21 protein-coding genes are annotated in these 19,532 nt (G+C 61.6%); 7 read left to right on the top strand and 14 right to left on the bottom strand.

Annotated features, from left to right (window positions below; genetic code table 11):
* The first annotated feature begins 191 nt into the window (after positions 1-191).
* A complete protein-coding gene (locus ACQ5ID_RS06105; RefSeq protein WP_429911569.1) occupies positions 192-1,388 on the top strand; it encodes an acyl-CoA dehydrogenase in 1,197 nt (398 codons plus the stop codon).
* Positions 1,389-1,490: 102 nt separating this feature from the next.
* Here the strand turns inward: ACQ5ID_RS06105 and ACQ5ID_RS06100 are convergent, their stop codons facing one another.
* The 4 genes from ACQ5ID_RS06100 to ACQ5ID_RS06085 form a co-directional block, all read right to left on the bottom strand.
* Positions 1,491-2,924 (bottom strand): hypothetical protein, encoded by a 1,434-nt coding sequence (locus tag ACQ5ID_RS06100; RefSeq protein WP_429911568.1) that lies wholly within the window; start codon positions 2,922-2,924, stop codon positions 1,491-1,493.
* 230 nt (positions 2,925-3,154) lie between these two features.
* A complete protein-coding gene (locus ACQ5ID_RS06095; protein ID WP_429911567.1) occupies positions 3,155-3,919 on the bottom strand; it encodes a ThuA domain-containing protein in 765 nt (254 codons plus the stop codon).
* Positions 3,920-3,984: 65 nt separating this feature from the next.
* Positions 3,985-4,395 carry a PaaI family thioesterase gene (locus tag ACQ5ID_RS06090; RefSeq protein WP_429911677.1) on the bottom strand — a complete coding sequence of 137 codons (411 nt, stop codon included), beginning with the start codon at positions 4,393-4,395 and terminating at the stop codon, positions 3,985-3,987.
* An 8-nt stretch (positions 4,396-4,403) separates the two neighbouring features.
* Entirely contained in the window at positions 4,404-5,393 is a 990-nt protein-coding gene (locus ACQ5ID_RS06085; protein ID WP_429911566.1) for a M20/M25/M40 family metallo-hydrolase, read from the bottom strand.
* Positions 5,394-5,502: 109 nt separating this feature from the next.
* On the opposite strand from ACQ5ID_RS06085, the gene ACQ5ID_RS06080 reads away from it, so the two are divergent.
* Both ACQ5ID_RS06080 and grxD read left to right on the top strand, forming a co-directional pair.
* The gene (locus tag ACQ5ID_RS06080; RefSeq protein WP_429911565.1) at positions 5,503-5,733 is read left to right on the top strand and encodes a BolA family protein; all 231 of its coding nucleotides are present in this window, start codon (positions 5,503-5,505) and stop codon (positions 5,731-5,733) included.
* Between the two features lie 74 nt (positions 5,734-5,807).
* Positions 5,808-6,140, top strand: coding sequence for a Grx4 family monothiol glutaredoxin (gene grxD, locus ACQ5ID_RS06075; RefSeq protein ID WP_429911564.1), 333 nt, complete (start codon positions 5,808-5,810; stop codon positions 6,138-6,140).
* 219 nt (positions 6,141-6,359) lie between these two features.
* Here the strand turns inward: grxD and ACQ5ID_RS06070 are convergent, their stop codons facing one another.
* The 3 genes from ACQ5ID_RS06070 to ACQ5ID_RS06060 form a co-directional block, all read right to left on the bottom strand.
* Complete coding sequence (locus tag ACQ5ID_RS06070; RefSeq protein WP_429911563.1) at positions 6,360-6,755, bottom strand: hypothetical protein; 396 nt, start codon at positions 6,753-6,755, stop codon at positions 6,360-6,362.
* Positions 6,756-6,882: 127 nt separating this feature from the next.
* A complete protein-coding gene (gene rpsD, locus ACQ5ID_RS06065) occupies positions 6,883-7,500 on the bottom strand; it encodes a 30S ribosomal protein S4 (protein ID WP_429911562.1) in 618 nt (205 codons plus the stop codon).
* Between the two features lie 325 nt (positions 7,501-7,825).
* Positions 7,826-8,584: an RNA methyltransferase gene (locus tag ACQ5ID_RS06060; RefSeq protein ID WP_429911561.1), complete on the bottom strand. Its 759-nt coding sequence runs from the start codon at positions 8,582-8,584 to the stop codon at positions 7,826-7,828.
* Positions 8,585-8,692: 108 nt separating this feature from the next.
* On the opposite strand from ACQ5ID_RS06060, the gene ACQ5ID_RS06055 reads away from it, so the two are divergent.
* Entirely contained in the window at positions 8,693-9,910 is a 1,218-nt protein-coding gene (locus ACQ5ID_RS06055; RefSeq protein WP_429911560.1) for an NADP-dependent isocitrate dehydrogenase, read from the top strand.
* A 120-nt stretch (positions 9,911-10,030) separates the two neighbouring features.
* On the opposite strand, the gene ACQ5ID_RS06050 is transcribed toward ACQ5ID_RS06055, so the two are convergent.
* Positions 10,031-10,345, bottom strand: a complete 315-nt coding sequence (locus tag ACQ5ID_RS06050) for a hypothetical protein (RefSeq protein ID WP_429911559.1) — start codon at positions 10,343-10,345, stop codon at positions 10,031-10,033.
* 241 nt (positions 10,346-10,586) lie between these two features.
* On the opposite strand from ACQ5ID_RS06050, the gene ACQ5ID_RS06045 reads away from it, so the two are divergent.
* The gene (locus ACQ5ID_RS06045) at positions 10,587-11,669 is read left to right on the top strand and encodes an alpha/beta hydrolase family protein (protein WP_429911558.1); all 1,083 of its coding nucleotides are present in this window, start codon (positions 10,587-10,589) and stop codon (positions 11,667-11,669) included.
* A gap of 118 nt (positions 11,670-11,787) precedes the next feature.
* On the opposite strand, the gene ACQ5ID_RS06040 is transcribed toward ACQ5ID_RS06045, so the two are convergent.
* A complete protein-coding gene (locus ACQ5ID_RS06040; protein WP_429911557.1) occupies positions 11,788-12,141 on the bottom strand; it encodes an MmcQ/YjbR family DNA-binding protein in 354 nt (117 codons plus the stop codon).
* 83 nt (positions 12,142-12,224) lie between these two features.
* On the opposite strand from ACQ5ID_RS06040, the gene meaB reads away from it, so the two are divergent.
* Together meaB and ACQ5ID_RS06030 are read left to right on the top strand one after the other, a co-directional pair.
* Positions 12,225-13,202, top strand: a complete 978-nt coding sequence (gene meaB, locus ACQ5ID_RS06035; protein ID WP_429911556.1) for a methylmalonyl Co-A mutase-associated GTPase MeaB — start codon at positions 12,225-12,227, stop codon at positions 13,200-13,202.
* Positions 13,203-13,269: 67 nt separating this feature from the next.
* Complete coding sequence (locus ACQ5ID_RS06030; protein ID WP_429911555.1) at positions 13,270-13,833, top strand: DUF1993 domain-containing protein; 564 nt, start codon at positions 13,270-13,272, stop codon at positions 13,831-13,833.
* Between the two features lie 33 nt (positions 13,834-13,866).
* Here ACQ5ID_RS06030 and ACQ5ID_RS06025 read toward each other — a convergent pair whose 3' ends face one another.
* From ACQ5ID_RS06025 to aceA, 5 genes are all read right to left on the bottom strand, one after another.
* Complete coding sequence (locus ACQ5ID_RS06025; RefSeq protein WP_429911554.1) at positions 13,867-14,319, bottom strand: hypothetical protein; 453 nt, start codon at positions 14,317-14,319, stop codon at positions 13,867-13,869.
* Between the two features lie 12 nt (positions 14,320-14,331).
* Positions 14,332-15,378, bottom strand: coding sequence for a hypothetical protein (locus tag ACQ5ID_RS06020; protein WP_429911553.1), 1,047 nt, complete (start codon positions 15,376-15,378; stop codon positions 14,332-14,334).
* Positions 15,379-15,540: 162 nt separating this feature from the next.
* Entirely contained in the window at positions 15,541-17,148 is a 1,608-nt protein-coding gene (gene aceB / locus ACQ5ID_RS06015; RefSeq protein ID WP_429911552.1) for a malate synthase A, read from the bottom strand.
* Between the two features lie 215 nt (positions 17,149-17,363).
* Positions 17,364-17,843: a ribonuclease E activity regulator RraA gene (rraA, locus tag ACQ5ID_RS06010; RefSeq protein WP_429911551.1), complete on the bottom strand. Its 480-nt coding sequence runs from the start codon at positions 17,841-17,843 to the stop codon at positions 17,364-17,366.
* Between the two features lie 275 nt (positions 17,844-18,118).
* Entirely contained in the window at positions 18,119-19,414 is a 1,296-nt protein-coding gene (gene aceA / locus ACQ5ID_RS06005; RefSeq protein WP_429911550.1) for an isocitrate lyase, read from the bottom strand.
* Between the last annotated feature and the right edge of the window lie 118 nt (positions 19,415-19,532).

Below are 19,532 nucleotides of genomic sequence, written 5' to 3'. Positions count from 1 at the left end.
CGCACCTCCCCTGATTTTTCTACATTCCTGCAAACGCTAGCACGCCCGGCGCGATCTGAAAGTCTGTATGCCATCACAGAGCCGTGACACCGGCGCCTGTGCATCAGGTGAAAAAGTCTCTGCCTTTTGCGCGCCAAGGGTAGTAGCAAGACGCCACTCGGGTCCGTCGAACACTGCGAGGAGCATTTATAATGGCCAGCACCAACACCCAGGGCCCAGCGATCCAGTTTCGCTGGGACGACGCCCTTCATCTCGACACCCTTCTGACCGAGGAAGAGCGCATGGTCTCTCAGGCCGCGCGCGACTATTCACGCGGCGAGCTGCTGCCGCGCGTGATCGAGGCGGCGCGCGAGGAAAAGTTCGACCGGAAGATCATGTCCGAGATGGGCGAGCTGGGCCTGCTGGGCGCCACCCTGCCGGAAGTCTATGGCGGCTCGGACCTCTCCCACGTTGCCTACGGCCTGATCGCGCGCGAAGTGGAAGCGGTTGATTCCGGCTATCGCTCCGCGATGAGCGTGCAGTCCTCCCTCGTCATGTACCCGATCTTCGCCTTCGGCTCTGATGAGCAGAAAAAGAAATACCTGCCCAAGCTGGCATCGGGTGAGTTTGTCGGCTGTTTCGGCCTGACCGAGGCCGATGGCGGGTCCGATCCGGGCGCAATGCGCACAAGCGCGAAGAAAGTCGATGGCGGCTACGTGCTCAACGGCTCGAAAATGTGGATCACCAACTCGCCGATCTCTGATCTGGCGGTGGTCTGGGCCAAGCTTGATGGTGAGATTCGCGGCTTCATCGTGGAACGCGGCACCAAGGGCTTCGAGACGCCCAAGATCGAGGGCAAGCTGTCGCTTCGCGCGTCCGTCACCGGCTCGATATCACTGGACGATGTGAAGGTCGGCGAAGACGCGATCCTGCCGAATGTGAAGGGTCTGCGCGGGCCGTTCTCCTGCCTCAACAAGGCCCGCTACGGCATATCATGGGGCGCCATGGGCGCGGCCGAGTTCTGCTTCCACGCCGCGCGTGAATACGCGCTGGAACGCGTTGTCTTCGGCAAGCCCATCGCCGCCACCCAGCTGGTCCAGAAAAAGCTCGCCGACATGCAGGCGGAGATCACGCTGGGCTTCCTTGGCGCGCTGCAGCTTGGCCGCCTGATCGACCAGGGCGCCTTCGTGCCGGAAGCCATCTCCCTGATGAAGCGCAATAATTGCGGCAAGGCGCTGGCCATTGCCCGCGAGGCGCGCGACATCCATGGCGGCAACGGCATCGCCGAGGAATACCACATTCTGCGCCATGCGATGAACCTTGAAACCGTCAATACCTATGAGGGGACGCACGATATCCACGCCCTCATCATGGGCCGCGCCATTACCGGCCATCAGGCCTTTGCGTAGGCACGTCTGAAATCCCGGAAGCTGCGCCAGCAGCTATCCGGGACCTCGTGCAAGCGAGGCAAAAAGTATAACGCTAGCTGAGTTTCTTTCTTCAAAAACCCACTATCTGCGTTTGCTTGCCGATAGCTTTTTTGAGCTGTCTATTACTATGATATCTGATGCTCTCAAGCCTGCAGAACGCCGCGTCGATTGTATTTGAGTAATTTCTTGAAGTTTATTACCCAAATCACCGTAATCCATAACCACATATATACCAAAATCTGACTTGGCAGCGGTCTTATAAAATTCTAATTGCTTCTCATACCCATGCTTCACTTGCCCGCTAGACCTTTTCATCTCGACAAGAACTCTTGATCGGTAGCCGGTTGAAAATTTGAAATCTACTGGACCACCGCCCATGTTAGCCTCCGGCGAAATATCAACATCGTGTGCCTTGCAGTAAGCATCTGAGATCGCATAATATAGAAGCTGCGCCGCCCGCTCCTTTTTGGGTTTACCATTAACCCAGAGCTCTTCCCATAAATTGCCATTCTCAACATGATGCCTAAATAATTCAATAGAATCCATAACGCACCGGTAAATTTCATTTGGACCAACACTTAAATCATATTTATTTTCTGTTTTAACGCCTTCATAGCCAGCGCTTATTATTGACTTCATCTTAAAGTATGACAGCGCATCCATATTTGGATCGTAGTTATCAGCCGCCTCCTTGATTGCGCTAAGAAAAGCCATAAACCTATCAGGAGAATGCAAAGCAAAACTTCGGACAGCATATTTTCTATCTGAAACAGTCGGCTTTGCGATACTTGATAGCATTACATTGACAGAATCCCGTATTTGCCGATTAGCGTTGATAGCGTCATAGACGTCGCTCCAGTCATTCGCCATTGGCAGCTCTCTGACTATATCCTTGGGAACGAGAACAAAGTATTTATTTTTTCCATTTTTAGATTTATATCTTGGAAGGGCGAAATCAAAACAAATATTGTTATTATATACAGGAATTTTTACGTGTTTACAGAAGTTATTTGTTATCTCAGCAAGTTGCCTCATGATAACCTGAGTGGTGAAGTCGCTTATCGTATCGGGACCAACACCCTCTTCGAAAAACCCCATAAGAGATATCATTTCGGGATCATCGGCCCCGAGCGTGATAATCTCCTTAGCAGTACGCATTATCGCTAGGCGCACCTCGGCAGACCTCGAGCTGCCTGATCGACTTGCACCTCCGTAACCAAGTCCATTCTCGGGTGGCTCACTAAGGGGCAGCAGGCGCTCCGCATTACGCCATGGCGTGTCGCCTTCAGCTTTTGAAATAGCAAGAAGCCTCAAAAAATTGGAGAAATGCTGCTTAAAATGTGCTGCCGCATCTTTGGAAATTATTTCATTTGAAGACTTCTCTAAAAGAAGCGGGTCTATAAACAGCTGAGTGTCCACATCTAAAAATGGGTCTATCAAACCAAATCTATCTAATGATCCACTATCCAAATTAAAATGCTTAGAAAATAATATTGGGTTTTTAAATTTTGACATATAATACTCCTTTGCATTATATCCAACACAGCTCCAGCCTAAAACAGATCGTTTAACGCTCTCTAGGCGCGGTGCAACTCGGTTTTCGTTATATACACTTTCTTTAATTTTGAAAAATTTGCTGTGGTCACAGGTCGTCATCGTTGAAGGATTCAACAAAAATATAGGAAAACTCGTGCGGTCGACAGCTGGGTTGGCGGCGTGATCTGGCCGCCAGCGGGCGGGTCCGACTAATCCTCCAGCCCCGCTGCCCAGGCGATGCCGCCGCGCACATGTTCAAGGAAGAGCGGCTCGGCAAAACTTTCGCGGGTATGGCCCAGCGCGGTGTAGAATACCCGCCCGCCTTCAAACGCGTGTGACCAGGCCATTGGCACCTCGCCGCCCGCCTCGCCGATGGAGGCGGCATCAAGCGTCATCAGCAGGCGCACGTTTTCGTCAAAGTCAGAGAACCAGTACCACTCATCAGTGCGGGTGAAATGCTCCGGCAAAGCGCGGGTTGCAGGGTGATCGCCGTCCACCCCGGTCAGATCGCCATCGGGCGTGCCGGGCGGGTGCATGTCGAAGGCGGCACCGATCATCTGCCTGTACCAGGGCCAGTGGTAATGCGCGTCCGCCGCGGCATGGATCGCCGCAATCCCGCCTCCGCCGCGCACAAAGCCCTGCAGGGCGGCGCGGCCGGTATCGGTCAGCCATTCGCTTTCCGGCGTACTGCCAGTGGTGGAGCTCAGCAGCACCAGTACGTCGGTGCGCTCCAGCGCGCCCTCATCGAATATCGAAGGGTCTTCGCTGGCTTCGAATGCCCAGCCATTTTCTTCAGCCATCACTCGCAGCGCCTCGACACCCGGTTCGATGGAGTCATGGCGCCAGCCCGTGGTGTGGGAGAAGACCAGCACGCGGGTGGTCTCGTCCGGTACACCCGCCGCGTCTTCGGCGCAGGCCGATGTTAACGATAACAAAATTAGCCCTGAAACGGCTGTAACGAGCGTCCTGAACATGAGCTTCTCCCCTTTACCGCGTAGCAAAGCAGGCCGGGCAGGAAGCCGCAAGGCAGGGCGGGGGTCTACCCCCTCGGCCACATATTGAGCTGGGTCTGGGTGGTCAGCGAGACCAGCTTGCCATCCTCCCGCTCGATGCGGGTCTGCCAGACCTGGCTGGTCCTGCCCTTGTGCACCGGCGTGGCCGTGGCGATGACTTTCATGCCCACGGGCGGGCTGGAGATCATGTTGGTCTTGCTCTCGGTGGTGGTTGTGCTGACCGCGCCCTCCGGTAGCGAGAGAAAAGCCCCTGTCGCGCCGGCGATATCGGCCAGGCTCATCATCGCCCCGCCATGGAGCGTATTGCCGAGCGTGCATATCTCCTCGCGCACCGTCATTTCGGCGACGACGCGCTCCGGCCCGGCCTCCACCATCACAATGCCCAGCGTGCGTGAGAGCGGGACGGCGTGCTCATTCAGCTGCTCAACCGTCAACATCATGCCGGTTACTTCTCCACCGTTTCGGGCTGGCGCGAGGGTGAGGTGGCGATGAGGTCCAGCATGGCATCGGCGCGCCGCGCCACGTCCACCGACGTCTCCACCGCGCCGCCGAAGAAGGCCAGCGTCATATTCTCATAGGTGTCGGTGATCTGGTGATAGTGCTCATGGTCCTCCACGCCCAGATAGAGGAAGGGGATGCCGGCGGCATGGAAGGGCCCATGATCTGACAGCATGGTCCAGTCATTGCGCGGATCGTCGGTCGGCTCGTCATAGCCGGTGCGCAAATTGACCGGGGACACCTCGGCGGCGGCGCTCACCAGCTCCAGCAGCACCGGATAGTGCCAGGTGCCGACCGCGTAGAGATCGTCGGTCTCGCTATAGGCGATCATGTCCATGTTCAGCATGAAACCGATCTGTTCATAGCCTTCCGGGCGATTGGCCACGAAATGGCGCGCGCCGCGAAGACCGCCCTCCTCGGCATCAAAGGCCACGAGGATCACATCATTCTCCGGCGGGTTCTCCATGAAGGCTGCCGCAACGGCCAGCAGGCCCGCCGTGCCCGACGCGTTGTCGTCCGCGCCATTGAAGATATTGCCGTCCTCATCCATGCCGACATGGTCGTAATGCGCGCCAACGACCATCACATGATCGCCCGGATTACTCCCGGCGATACGGCCCACCAGATTGACGGCGGTCACCGTTTCACGCTCCGCATCAGGATCGCGGAAATCGAGCGAACGCTGGAAGGTGAAGGCCTGCTCGTAGTTTTCAAACACAGCCTCGACGCCGATCTCGCCCAGCCGCTCAATGATGTATGCGCGGGCGCGAGCATTGCCCTCTGAGCCCACCAGACGCCCCTCCATGTCATCGGCGGACAGAATGCGCAGATCGGTCAGCGCCTGCGCCTCGCGCGACGGTCCGGTATCGGGCGGCGAGCAGGAGGCCAGCGCGAAAGCCAGCAAGGGAAGAGCCAGAAGCTTGGGGGTGAACTGCATGACGGGTAAGGCTCCCTGCCCTGATAAGCTGTTAGGATAGGCGCTTGAGGATTCGCGCCTGTGCCACCAAGTCTAGCGCCGGCTCGCGCCGCGAACAGGAGGAAATTCCATGCCCATGGCCGCCGACGACATTTCGCGCCTGATCCGCGAGGCCCTGCCCGATGCTGAAGTGGAGATCGAGGATCTGGCCGGTGATGGCGACCATTACCGCGCGACGGTGGTCTCACCGGCCTTTGCCGGCCTGCCCCGCGTGAAGCAGCACAAGCTGGTCTATGACGCGCTGGGCGGACGCATGGGCGGCGAGCTGCATGCGCTGGCACTCATCACCCGCGCGCCCTGAACGCCCCGCTTGACCGGACGGGCAGCGCTTCCTAGCTCTTGGCTATCCCTTGTGCGCGAAGGAGCGCTTGCGACATGACCGACACCGCCACGCTTGAATCGATCCGCAATACGGTGGAGGGCCACGATGTCGTGCTGTACATGAAGGGCACGCCGCTCTTTCCCCAGTGCGGCTTCTCCTCGCTCGTTTCGCGCGTGCTCCAGCATATGGGCGTGGAGTATCACTCGGTAAACGTGCTCGAAGACATGGAAGTGCGCGAAGGCATCAAGGTCTATTCTGACTGGCCGACCATCCCCCAGCTCTACGTGAAGGGCGAGTTCATCGGCGGCTGCGACATCGTCAAAGAGATGTACGAGACCGGCGAGCTGAAAGCCTTTTTCGACGAAAAGGGCATTGAAGCGGCTTAGCGGTTTGTGCTGCAACATTGTCATGGCCCGGCTTGTCCGGGCCACCCATGCCTCTAGAGTTTCCGGCTGATCGTTCGTTGCAGGCCGCAAAGCGGCCTGAAAAGCGCGAACGCGCGCCCGCGACTTTTCGCGGAATATCGCAACGCGGATGCGTTGCGGAACTAAAGAAGAGGCATGGATCACCCGCATAAAGCGGGTGATGACAAGTGAGAGGGCTATTCAGTATCTCGGCCTCGGCGTGGGCGCCTGCGGATTGATGACGCGCACGCTTGCGCTCCTTGGCAGGCCCAGCTCGTCACGAGTCCAGACCAGTTCCACCCCTTCGGGCAGAAACGCCCGGCAATGATCAGGCTGCAGGCGGCGCAACTCCAATGTGAACGACCAGCCTCGGCGCGAATCCATCATCACCACCGGCTCGAAACTCTCATTCGTGGTGCAGCCGTTTGAGCGCACCTGAACGCGGATCGAACCGTCCGGCATTTCCTGCCAGTAATGGATGGTCTCGCGTTCACCGGGCAGCATTTGCGAAGGCTGCAGGGAGGGGGCGGGCGCAGCCGCACATGCGGCCAGCAGCGCAGCCGTTCCGGCCACCGGTACCCATCCTGCAAGCGCCATGATCCTCATGCCTCCACACTTAGCGGGAACCGGCATGGCAGGCCAGACATGACTGGAAGCTGAAGGGCCAACAAAAAGCCCGCCAGCAAAGCTGACGGGCTTCTTGCATTCGATAACTCCAGGCGTCCTAGGACGCGTAGAATTCGACAACCAGGTTCGGTTCCATCTTCACCGGGTAGGGCACGTCGGAAAACTCCGGCACGCGGGTGTAGGTGGCTTTCATCGCCTTGGCATCGAGATCGATATAGTCCGGCACGTCGCGCTCGGCGCTATCCAGCGCTTCGAGGACGAGGGCCATGTTGCGCGACTTCTGGCGCACTTCCACCACGTCACCGGGCTTAACCTGGTAGGAGGAAATGTTGACGCGCTTGCCGTTCACCGTCACGTGGCCGTGATTGACGAACTGGCGGGCCGCAAACACGGTCGGCACGAATTTGGCGCGATAGACCACCGCATCCAGACGGCTTTCCAGCAGGCCGATCAGGTTTTCAGCCGTGTTGCCACGGCGGCGCTGCGCCTCTTCATAGGTGCGCGCAAACTGCTTCTCGGTGATGTTGCCGTAATAGCCTTTGAGCTTCTGCTTGGCCATGAGCTGCAGGCCAAAATCGCTCATCTTGCCCTTGCGGCGCTGGCCGTGCTGGCCGGGACCGTAGGAGCGGGTGTTCACCGGAGACTTCGGACGGCCCCAGATGTTTTCGCCCATACGGCGGTCAATTTTGTATTTCTGCGAATGACGCTTCGACATGGTTCTCTCTTCTTCGATGCGGCCCGGCCTGTGCGCCCTCACCATCGCACCGGCTACAAAACACGGCGGTTCACGCATCGTCCCGTGGGATGAATAATCAGGACTGTTACCAGCCCCAGCGTGAGGGAAGCGCGGCTTATGCTGCAGGGGCGGGAAATTGTCAATCAGCGTGGGTGAGTTGAGCCAAACCCCTCGTCCTTCGAGACGGCTTCTTACGAAGCCCCTCAGGATGAGGGGTTTGTTTTTTGTTTTTTTGTTTTTCGCTTTTCCCCTCATCCTGAGGGTGAGCGAAGCGAACGTCTCGAAGGACGAGGGGAAAAATTCCCTAATCCCGCACCACCCGCGCCTTCCCTCTCCCGATGGTGAGCGCCTTGATGGCGCCGCGGAAAGTGCGCACTTCCTGTTCGGTCAGGCCAGCGCGGGCGAACATGTTGCGCAAATTCTGCGTCATCAGCGGCTTTTTCTCCGGCGGGAAGAAGAAGCCCGCGCGCTCCAGCTCGTCCTCGAAATGCTCATACATGCGGTGGAGCGCCACGGCGTCTGCGGCCTCCTCCAGCGGTTTGAACTCTTCCGGCGGCGGATCGCCCGCGCGCCATTCATGGGCGAGCACGCCGACCGCCATGGCAAGGTTCAGCGACGCAAAGCCCGGATCAACGGGAAGCGTGAGGATGGCGCGCGAGCGGGCCACCAGCTCGTTGGGAAGGCCGGATTTTTCTGCCCCGAAGAGGAAGCCCGGCGTCTGTCCAGCGGCGATCAGCCCCCTCGCCTCGGCCATCGCCTCGCGCGCGGTCATTACGGGCTTCACCATGCCGCGCGGGCGCGCCGTGGTGGCGTAGAGCACCGTGCAGCCTTCCAGTGCGTCATCGAGATCATCGCTGACGCGGGCAGACGCATAGAGCGGCGAGCCGGCGCTCATCGCCTCGGCGCGCTCATTGGGCCAGCCATCACGCGGCGCATGGATTCGCAAATCATCAAGACCGAAATTGGCCATCACCCGCATGGCCGCGCCGATATTCTCGCCCATTTGCGGATTGACCAGCACGAAAGCGGGGCCGGGCGCGTGCGCGCCGTCACTTGATGACATACCTGCCCTTTCTTAAACGGGTGGGCGATGCTAGATGACCGCCCGAACCAGTAAGGCCCACCTCTAGCGCGCCGATGCGCGCGCCCTCAAGAGAAGAGCACACCGCACATGGCAAAGATCAAAGTCGATACCCCCGTTGTTGAGCTTGATGGCGATGAGATGACCCGGATCATCTGGGATCTCATCAAGCAGAAGCTGATCCTGCCCTATCTCGACATTGATCTGAAATACTACGACCTCTCCATCCAGAAGCGCGACGAGACCGATGACCAGATCACCATCGAGGCCGCCGAGGCGATCAAGCATTACGGTGTCGGCGTGAAATGCGCCACGATTACCCCGGACGAGCAGCGCGTGGAAGAGTTCGGCCTGAAGAAGATGTGGCGCTCGCCCAACGGCACGATCCGCAACATTCTGGGCGGCGTGGTGTTCCGCGAACCCATCGTGATCAAGAACGTGCCGCGTCTGGTGCCGGGCTGGACCAAGCCGATCGTCATTGGCCGTCACGCCTTTGGCGACCAGTACCGCGCCACCGACATGGTGGTGAAGGGGCCGGGCAAGCTGACCATGACCTTCACCCCGGAAGATGGCAGCGAGCCGATCACCCACGAGATTTTCAACTTCCCCGGCGGCGGCGTCGCCATGGGCATGTATAATCTGGACGAGTCGATCCGCGACTTTGCGAGAGCCTGCCTGCGCTATGGCCTGGACCGTGGCTGGCCGGTCTATCTCTCCACGAAGAACACGATCATGAAAGCCTATGACGGGCGCTTCAAGGACATCTTCGAGGAAATCTACCAGAAAGAGTTCAAGGCCGATTTCGACGCCAAGAAAATCACCTATGAGCACCGCCTGATCGACGATATGGTGGCGGCGGCCATGAAATGGTCCGGCGGCTATGTCTGGGCCTGTAAAAACTATGATGGCGATGTGCAGTCCGACACGGTGGCACAGGGCTTTGGTTCGCTCGGCCTGATGACCTCGGTGCTGATGACGCCGGACGGCAAGACGGTGGAAGCCGAAGCCGCCCACGGCACCGTCACCCGCCACTATCGCCAGCATCAGCGCGGCGAGCAGACCTCGACCAACTCCATCGCTTCGATCTACGCCTGGACGCGCGGCCTCTATCACCGTGGCAAGATGGACGGCAATCAGGCCGTTATCGACTTTGCAGAGAAGCTCGAGCTTACCGTCACCAAGACGGTCGAGAGCGGCTATATGACGAAAGACCTCGCGCTTCTGGTCGGCGACCAGCAGGGCTGGCTCTCCACCGAAGGCTTCCTGGACAAGCTGGGCGAGCGCTTCGCCGACGCGATGAAGAATTAGGGCTTATCGCCTGATTTCATGTGAAAAGCCCCGCCGGAATTGGCGGGGCTTTTTTTGTTTGCCCCTCGCCCACTTTCTCGTCATCCCCGCGCAGGCGGGGATGACGAAGAGAGTAATCGCTTAGTCCTCGAACGCCTCGCGGCAGGGCGCGAAGCGCACCTCCAGCGCGGCCATGTCATCGGCTAGGATCAGTTCCTGATTGACCGGGAAGAGCGAGTCTTGCGCGTCGTAGATATGGTCCTGCGTCGTGCGGCCATCGGCGACCGCCGCGTCCAGCCACTCGCCAGTGCTGATCATCAGGTTTTCGGCGAAGATGTCCGGATCATCATACTGCATCATCACCCCCGCCTGAGCGTTGCAGTAGATGTTCAGATCCACCTCGCTCATCTCCGGTGCGGGGTTCAGGGCGAGGGCGGCGGCAAGAAGAGCGATCATGGCGGCCTCCGTGAGATACCGGGGCGCAGCGTGCGCCCTCTTCCCCACGCTGCCAACTGACAATGGATGACAGGTCAGGCCACAGATATCTGCCGCTCAACGGTGCCATTAGGCCGCACTCAAAGGGGCGGGACACACTGTCAGGGCTCGCCGCATCCTGGCATTGACGATTTTTCATTAGCCACCGCCAACCCGGCAGCTAGGCTAACGGTTCAAGTTCAACAATTCCGGGATAATTGCCGTGCTCCTCACCATCTCCGCCGCCGTCTTTGCGGCGGCTCTTCAAGCCGTCACGCCTGCTGCCGGCATGGCCCAGCGCGACTGGGTCGATGAGGCACGTCCGCACCTGCTGGACGCCGGTGCCAGCCGTCCCGTCCACGCCGTAATCTGGTATCCGGCCGCCGACGCGCCGGAGACGATCGAGATTGCAGCCGGTCCGGCGCAGGCGCCAGTCTTCCGTTTCGGCCACGCTGCGCCGGGTGCGGAGCCCGCAGCGGGGCGCCATCCGCTCATCGTGCTGTCGCACGGCAATGGTGGTGCCGCCATGCAGATGATGTGGCTGGGTCAGAAGCTCGCCGAAGCCGGCTATGTCGTTGTTGCGGCCAATCATCACGGCAATACCGCCACAGAGCCACACCTGGACCTGCGTGCGTTTGCGGCCCCTTGGGAACGAGCGATTGACGTGCACTATTTGATCGACGCCATGCTGGCCGATCCGGTCTTCGGATCGTGGATCGACCCGGAGCGGATTGGGGTCGGTGGCTTTTCAATTGGCGGCTTTACGGCCCTCGTTGCCGCCGGTGCCCGTCCCGATTTCGAGGCCTATGCCACCTTCTGCGAGAGCGAGGCGCGCGACGGGACCTGCGAGCCGCAGATCGAGACTCCCGAACTGCGCTGGCGGAGTGATGAGTTGCAGGACGATCCGGTGTTCGCCGCGTCACAGGAGCGGCTGGCGGCACTGGACGGCGATTCCCGCATCGACGCCGTCTTCACCATCGCCCCGGCCCTGGGCCACGCCTTCGACCAAGCGGGTCTCGCCGGACTGCAGGTGCCGCTCTTCGTCATTGTGGGCGACGCCGATCCGGCAACGCCGGCTGAGACTAACGGATTGCGGATCGCTGAGCTGACCGAGGGTGCCAGTTTCCATCTCGCCGAGGGCGGGGTGAGCCATTACAGCTTCCTGGCGGAGTGCGGACCGACGGGACTCGAGCAGGTGCCGCAATACTGTGGCGATGCCGCTGGCGTCGACCGCGCCGCGATACATGCGCAGACCGTGGCACTGGCGGTGGATTTCTTCGACCGGTATTTGGCGGCCGACAGGTAAGTACGCGCGGGCTGGACGATCCAGAGTTGATGACGCACATCCCTCAAGGTGTCCGCATCGGCATCTGGACCAACCGGATCGACATCATCAATCCGGACACCCTGCCCCAGATGGAGCGTTAGCCAGCCTTCTTCTTCGGCTTTGGCGCTATCGCGCGATAGCTCTCATCAATCCAGCTTTTCAGCAGGTCGAGCGGCGCATCCTCCCCTTCGGGAAACTCGGCCCAGACCCAACCTGACTTGCCAAGATTATAGCCAGCAGGCGAGGCAAATTCGTAGACCGAGAGAACTGCCGGCCCGGATTCGGGCAGTTTCGCCGTGATGGCACAGCCTGTGCCGGAGCGTCCGCCGGAGAGGAAGACAAAGCTCTTGTTCTTCACCTTGATGGCGATATCGCCCCAAGGGTGATGCTCGCTCGCGCCGGGCAGGGTGAGCGCATAATCGACAAGGCGTTGAATGTCGGGATGGGACATGGCCGGGCCTCCTTCGGGCATCCTATCATACTGCGCCGCACCCCTGCCTTGCCAAGCCCGGCAAATGGCGTATGCGTGGGGCCATGAGCGAGATTGCAGACCGCCTTGTTTCGGGAGACCGCGCCGCGCTGGCACGCGCCATCACGCTGGCCGAATCCACCCGCGCGGACCATCAGGGCGAAGCGCGCGCGCTGCTGACGCAGGTGATGGACCGGACCGGCGGTGCGGTGCGCATCGGGCTGACCGGCGTGCCGGGCGTTGGCAAGTCCACCCTGATCGAGGCGTTCGGCACCTTACTCACCCGTCAGGGCCACAAGGTCGCCGTGCTGGCGGTAGACCCCTCTTCCACCCGTACCAGGGGTTCCATTCTTGGTGACAAGACGCGCATGGGGGCGCTGGCGACCGATCCCAATGCCTTCATCCGCCCCTCGCCCTCGGCCGGCACGCTGGGCGGCGTGACGCGCAAGACACGCGAGAGTCTGCTCCTGTGCGAAGCAGCCGGGTTTGATGTCGTCATCATCGAGACGGTGGGCGTCGGCCAGTCAGAGACCGAGATTGCGGGCATGGTGGATGTGTTCGTGGCCCTGATGCTGCCGGGCGCTGGCGATGAGCTGCAGGGCATCAAGAAGGGCCTGCTGGAGCACGCCGAGATATTGTTCGTGAACAAGGCCGATGGCGAGAACGAGAAGCGGGCGAAACGCGCCGCGCGTGATCTGGAGGCGGCGCTGCATCTCTTCACGCCGACAAACCCGCACTGGCAGCCCCAAGTGCTGACCGGCTCTGCCCTTGAGGGGCGCGGCATGGACGCGCTGTGGGAGGCGATTACCGCCCACCGCAATGCCATGCAGGGCGCGGGCGCGTTTGACGCAAGGCGTCGCGAGCAGCAGACCGGCTGGATGCGGGCCATGGTGGAGGCGATGGTGCTGGAGCAATTTCATACCAGCCCGGCCGTGCGCAGCGCGCTCTCCGGTCTCGAAGCCGATGTGGCCAGCGGCGCCCTGCCCGCCAGCGAAGCGGCAGAGCGCCTGATCGCCCTGTGGAACAAGGCCCGGCTGGATTAGGGCTGAAATTCGGAGCGATAGCCGCCAAGTGTTACGGTGACCGAAATCGCCAGGAGAGACGACGGGAATGCAGATATCCCTTTATGACCTCAGCGTGCCGACCTTCCTGCAAACCGTCAGAGCCATGGCCGGTTTTCTCGACCGCGCGGCCACTCATTTTTCAGATACCGGTATTGATGCCGACTACTTCGTGAACACCCGCCTGATTGACGATATGGCGCCCTTTCATTTTCAGATCGAGGCGGCCTGGCATCATTCGGTATGGGGCGTCGAAGCGCTCAAGACCGGCACCTTCGCCCCTCCGCCCCTGGTCGGACCGGTTCCCTTCGCCGAGCTGCAGGCCATGATGGGCAAGGCCGAAACCGCGCTGGAGGCGTTCGTCCCCGAGGAGATCAACCGTTGTTCCGGCAAGGAACTGAACATCGAGCTTCATAGACCGCTCGACGAGAAGGATGCCTGGACCCCGTGGGAGCCGCGGACCCTGGCCTTCACCCCCGAGACCTTCATCCTCTCATTCTCTCTGCCAAACTTCCACTTCCACGCCGTCACCGCCTACAACATCTTGCGCTTGCACGGCGTACCGATCGGCAAGCGTGATTATGAGGGCCGCCTGCGGACCCGCGCGTTGTAAGCGGGAACTCGGCCGGCAATCGAGGGGCAGTCCCTAGCCTTTCGCCAGCGCCTTTGCCTGCCCCACCCAGTCATCGCGCACGATGCGGCCACGGGCGTTGAGCAGCGCGTCAAATTTCTCGATATCAGCCGCGCTCCACGCCGCAATCTGGCGGAAATGGAACACGCCCGCCTCGGTCAGCGTGCTTTCGGCTTTCGGTCCCAACCCCTTGATACGGGTCAGATCATCCGGCCCTGCACTGGCGTCCGCGCCGGTCTTGGCCGGCTCTGGCGCAGGCTTCACCGCTTCGGCTTTCGCCGGCTCCGGCGATGACATGGGCTTTGCCGGTTCAGCAGCGGGCGCAGGATCGGCGGCAACGGGCTTTTCGCGCGGCGGCAGGCGCAAACTGCCTTCGGGGCGCGCGCCGCGCAGCATCCAGCCCGCCACCCCGCCCAGCAGCGCAGCCAGCGCCAGCAGGACCCACATATGCCACATCAGCCACATCATAGCGTCTTGTTCCTAGCTTGCTTCGGACACGTCTTCACGGGTGCCGCGCGCGACCACTTCCAGCGTAATGCCGGATTCCCCGGCCGGGCCACTGGCGCGGACCATCAGGCGTTGCGGATCGGCCCCGCCCGCAATCAGCGGCGACATCAGGGCCTCGGCCATGGCCGTACCGGAGCGCAGCGGCGTTGTAATCACCAGATCGCCGCGCACGCAGCGCGAAAAGGCCGACCCGGCCTCTGCCAGCGCGTCAACCGCCTCAGCCGAAACGGGCAGGCGCGCTTCCAGAGCGCTGCCGTCGGGACCCAGCGCGGCCTGTACCAGCAGGTCACAAAGCGCCACCGAGCGTACGGGCGCAGCGTACACATTGGCACCTGCGCGCACATGGGCCACAGCGCCAAAGGGCGGCGGCGGGGACATCATGCCGCCCGCCACGCTCTGCGCGGTCTGGGTATTGCCGCCAAGACCGGCCAGCGCCATGCCTTCATCCAGCAGGAATGCCGTGCCCTGACCCAGCCGGACCAGCTCGCCCAGAAGCAGGCGCACCGCCGCCTCCCAGCCATCGGGCATCTGGCCTGCGGACTCTTCGAGAAAAACGTCGGCGTCCGCGATCAGCGCCTGCGCGATATCGCCGACACGCGATGCCGCGCCCGGATCGGGCGCAAAGCCGCGCACGGTGAGTGCATCGCCGTCAAAATCCGCACGCAGGGCAAGGCCCGCTTCAGGCAGGGCAAGGCGCGTCGAATCGACAACGCGCGTTATGCCGCCTGCCACCGTGCCGCCTGCCCAATCGGCCTGGCGCACGGCCCGGACCGCGCGGGCGCGGGCATCCTCTGAAGGAGCATAGCCAGAGATGATGGCGCGCTGGCCGCGCATCTCCACCACCGCCCAGCCCTGCTCGCCCACGCGCTCCAGCCCGGCCTCTGCGGCAGCGCCAAGACGCGTCTCCATGGCGCGCGCCGACCAGGGCGAGAGATGCACGGCCCAGATGCCGAACAGGAGAAACATACCCGCCGCGATCAGCAGGCCACGACGGCGAATCAGAGGGGCGAAACGGTTCATGAGCGCCACCCTAGCGCGAATTGATCGCGGATTTTAGGGGGAAAGCGGGGTGGTTAGCCCCTCGTCCTTCGAGACGGCCTTCGGCCTCCTCAGGATGAGGGGCTGAAGTGGCTTCCCTCACCCTGTCGGACGCCGTGGCGCTCGAAAGGTGAGGGAAGCCCCCTACTCCCTGATCTTCTCATAGGCAGGCAAGGTGAGAAATTCCTCGAACGCGTCATCCAGCGCCAGCGATGTGAGAATGTCCTCAGCCTCGCCAAACCGGCCCTCACCCCACGCATTATCGCCGATCTCGGCGCGGATGGCTTTCGCCGCCCCGGCGATGACTTCCTTCACGTAAGCGGCATCGACCACGCGGCCCTCTGCCGTCTTCGCGCCGTGCGTGCGCCATTGCCAGAGCTGGGCGCGGCTGATCTCGGCTGTTGCCGCGTCTTCCATGAGGTTATGGATCGGCGCTGCGCCCCGCCCCTGCAGCCATGAAGCGATATAGCGGATGGCGACATCGGCATTCCCCAGCACACCGCCGTGCGTGATCGTGCCGTCGGGCGCGGTGAGCAGGGCTGCGGCATTTTCGGTCACGTCCGGGATTTTGGAGAGCTGGTTCGGGCCGCTCATCACGGCGTCAAACGCCTCCATCGCCACCGGCACCAGCGCCGGGTGGGCGACCCATGCGCCGTCATGGCCGATGCTGGCTTCGCGCGTCTTGTCGGCCTTCACCTTGGCGATGGCGGCTTCATTGGCTGCGTCGTCGCCCTTCACGGGGATGAAGGCACTCATCCCGCCCATGGCGTGCGCGCCGCGCCGGTGACAGACCGCGATCAGACGCTTGGCGTAGGCGGCCATGAAAGGCACCGTCATCGTCACCTGACCCCGGTCGGGCAGGATGGCTGCCGGATTGGTCTTCTGGCGCTTGATATAGCTGAAAATATAGTCCCAGCGTCCGGCATTGAGCGCGGTGATGTTCTCGCGCAACGCATAGAGGATTTCATCCAGCTCAAACGTCGCCGTAATCGTCTCGATCAGAATGGTGACGCGCGTGGTGCCTGCGGGCAGGCCAAGCACGCTCTCGCAATGGCGGATGACGAGCGACCAGAGCTGCGCCTCCTCCATGGTTTCCAGCTTGGGCAGGTAGAAGTAAGGCCCTGTGCCGTTCTTCTTCAGCTGGGCGTGATTGTGCAGGAGGTAGAGCGCGAAATCGGCAAAGCCGCCGCTCATCGGCGCGCCGTCAATCTCGATATGGGCTTCGTCCAGATGCAGGCCGCGCGCGCGCACGATCAGGACCGCATGGTCCTTCTTCAGCGCATAGGACTTGCCGCTATCGGGATCGGTGTAGTCGATCTTTTTATGGACGGCATCGCGCAGGTTTACCTGCCCGTCCATCATGTTCGTCCATGACGGCGTGGAGGCATCCTCAAAGTCCGCCATGAAGCATTTCGCGCCGCAATTGAGCGCGTTGATAATCATCTTGCGGTCCACCGGCCCGGTGATCTCCACACGCCGGTCGGCAAGGTCGGCCGGGGCGGCAGGGACGGTCCAGTCCCCGGCCCGGATGGCGGCGGTATCGGCACGAAAGCCGAGGGTCTCAGCGCCGGAATCCAGACGTGTCTGGCGCTCCAGCCGCGCCGCCATCAGCGCCTTGCGGCGCGCATCGAAGCGCCGGTGGATGTCTGCCAGCAGGCCAAGCGCCTCGCCCGTGAGGATCGTCTCGTAACCGGGACGCATCGCGCCCTTTATGGCAACGCCCTGCGGCGTGGTGATGGCTTGTCCGGTCATGTGTATGTCCTTTTTTACGTATTTTCCCGGCACAAGCCGGGATCCAGTCTTTTTAGTGATGCTCCGCACATCCGTGCGTCGCTCCTCGCCCCTTCGAGACGCCGCCTGCGGCGGCTCCTCAGGATGAGGGTGGCTCGGGCGCGCGGCCTGTCCTCGACTTGATCGGGGATCGCGCTTGCGGGCCGCTGATGCGGCCCGGGAAGCCGGGACCCAGATCAGATTCTCAACTCCCCCGCCGATACCACAACCCCGTCGCGGTCAGCATAGAGCCAGTCGCCGGGCGCGAAGGTCACGCCACCAAAACTGACCGAGAGGCCGCGCGTGCCAAGCCCGCGCTTTTCGGTCTTGCGCGGGATCAGACCAAGGGCCAGCACGCCCACCGGTTCAGCCTCCAGCTCGTGCGCATCACGCACCGCGCCATGGACCAGAATGCCGGCCCAGCCATTCTTGGCTGCGAGCTTTGCGAGGTCTCCGCCGACCATGGAGCGGCGAAGGCTCGCCCCGCCATCGATGACCAGAACCCGGCCCTCGCCAGCCTCGCTCAGAGCTTCGCGCACCCGCGAATTGTCCTCATAGGCCAGAATGGTCTCAACGGGTCCGTGAAACACCTGCCGTCCGCCATAATGGGTAAAGAGCGGTGCCAGCACGCGCACCTTGTCGGGCCAGGCATCGCACAGATCTGCGGTGTGGGGCATGGGTTTTTGTCCGGCCTTTCATTCGTTTTCCCGGCGCAAGCCGGGATCCAGAAAACTAGACTGGGCACCGGCTTTCGCCGGTGAAACGCAAGAGGGGAGCGACGTCCTCCCCCGTTTACGGGGGGTGAGACGCGAAGCGTCGAACGGGGAGCGTCAGCGAGACGGAGGGGGGAACTTTCTTGCAATCCCCCCCCCCTCGGCCTTTCAGGCCACTCCCCCCGCAGGCGGGGGGGAGAAACCGGCGTGCGCCCGGAATGACGCAAAAGAGGTGCGAATTACTCCGCCGCGCTTGCCTTGAACTGGGCGGTTTCGGTGCTTTCGCCCATGGCGGTGGTGGAGGCATTGCCGCCCGACAGGGTGAGATTCACCTTGTCGAAATAGCCGGTGCCAACTTCGCGCTGGTGGCGGGTGGCGGTGTAGCCGTCCTTCTCGGAGGCAAACTCGGCCTGTTGCAGCTCGGAATACGCACCCATGCCCCGGTCGCGATAGCCGCGCGCCAGCTCGAACATGCCATAATTGAGCTGGTGGAAACCAGCCAGCGTGACGAACTGGAACTTGTAGCCCATCGCGCCCAGCTCGCGCTGGTAGGTCTCGATGGTGGCCTTGTCCAGATTGGCTTCCCAGTTGAACGAGGGCGAGCAGTTATAGGCCATCATCTTGCCGGGATAGGCTTTCTGGATGGCTTCAGCAAAGCGCTTTGCCTCTTCCAGATTCGGCTTGGAGGTCTCCCACCACAACAGGTCGGCCACCTTGGCGTAGGCGAGGCCCCGCTTGATGCAGTGCTCGACGCCCACCCCGCTTTTCAGGCGGAAGAAGCCTTCCGCGGTGCGGCCGGCATCAAAATCGATGAACTCGTGGTCGCGCTCGTCGATATCGGAGTTGATGAGCGTGGCAGATTCCGCGTCGGTACGCGCGACCGTGATGGTCGGCACGCCCATAATGTCGGCAGCCAGACGGGCGGCATTGAGATTGCGCTCATGCTGGCTCGTGGGGATCAGCACCTTGCCGCCCAGATGCCCGCACTTCTTCTCGGCTGCCACCTGATCTTCAAAGTGGACGCCGGCAGCGCCCGCCTCGATAAAGGCCTTCATGATCTCGAAGCAGTTCAGCGTGCCGCCAAAGCCGGCCTCGGCATCGGCAACGATGGGGGCAAACCAGTCACGGCTCGCCTTGCCGGTCTCGGCAACCTCGATCTGGTCGGCGCGCTGGAGCGTGCGGTTGATCTTGCGGGCAAGCTCCGGCGCGGAATTGGCCGGGTAGAGTGACTGGTCGGGATACATCGCGCCTGCGGTATTGGCGTCGGCGGCAACCTGCCAGCCGGAAAGGTAGATCGCCTTCAGGCCCGCGCGCACCATCTGCATGGCCTGATTGCCCGACAGGGCGCCCAGCGCATTGATGTAGGGCTCGCTGTTGAGAAGCTGCCAGAGCCGGGCCGCGCCGCGCTCGGCCAGCGTGTGGCTGATCTGAACAGAGCCGCGCAGCTTCACCACCTCTTCAGGCGTGTAATTGCGCTCAATGCCGTCAAAACGGCCCGGTGCAGCGGCGGGAACGAGATCGTAGAATGTGGTCATGGCTGACCTCCTCAAGTTTGAACTTGTAGGCTTCATACACCGATCATCTGCCAAGCACGCCAGATCACGCATATAAAACGGGAATGCGTGTATCACCTTGATGCAAATCAATTTGTAT

This window comes from Glycocaulis sp. (genome assembly GCF_050485565.1).
Lineage (GTDB): Bacteria > Pseudomonadota > Alphaproteobacteria > Caulobacterales > Maricaulaceae > Glycocaulis.
The sequence above is the reverse complement of the archived record's forward strand: the minus strand, read 5'-3'. Positions and strand labels throughout refer to the sequence as shown.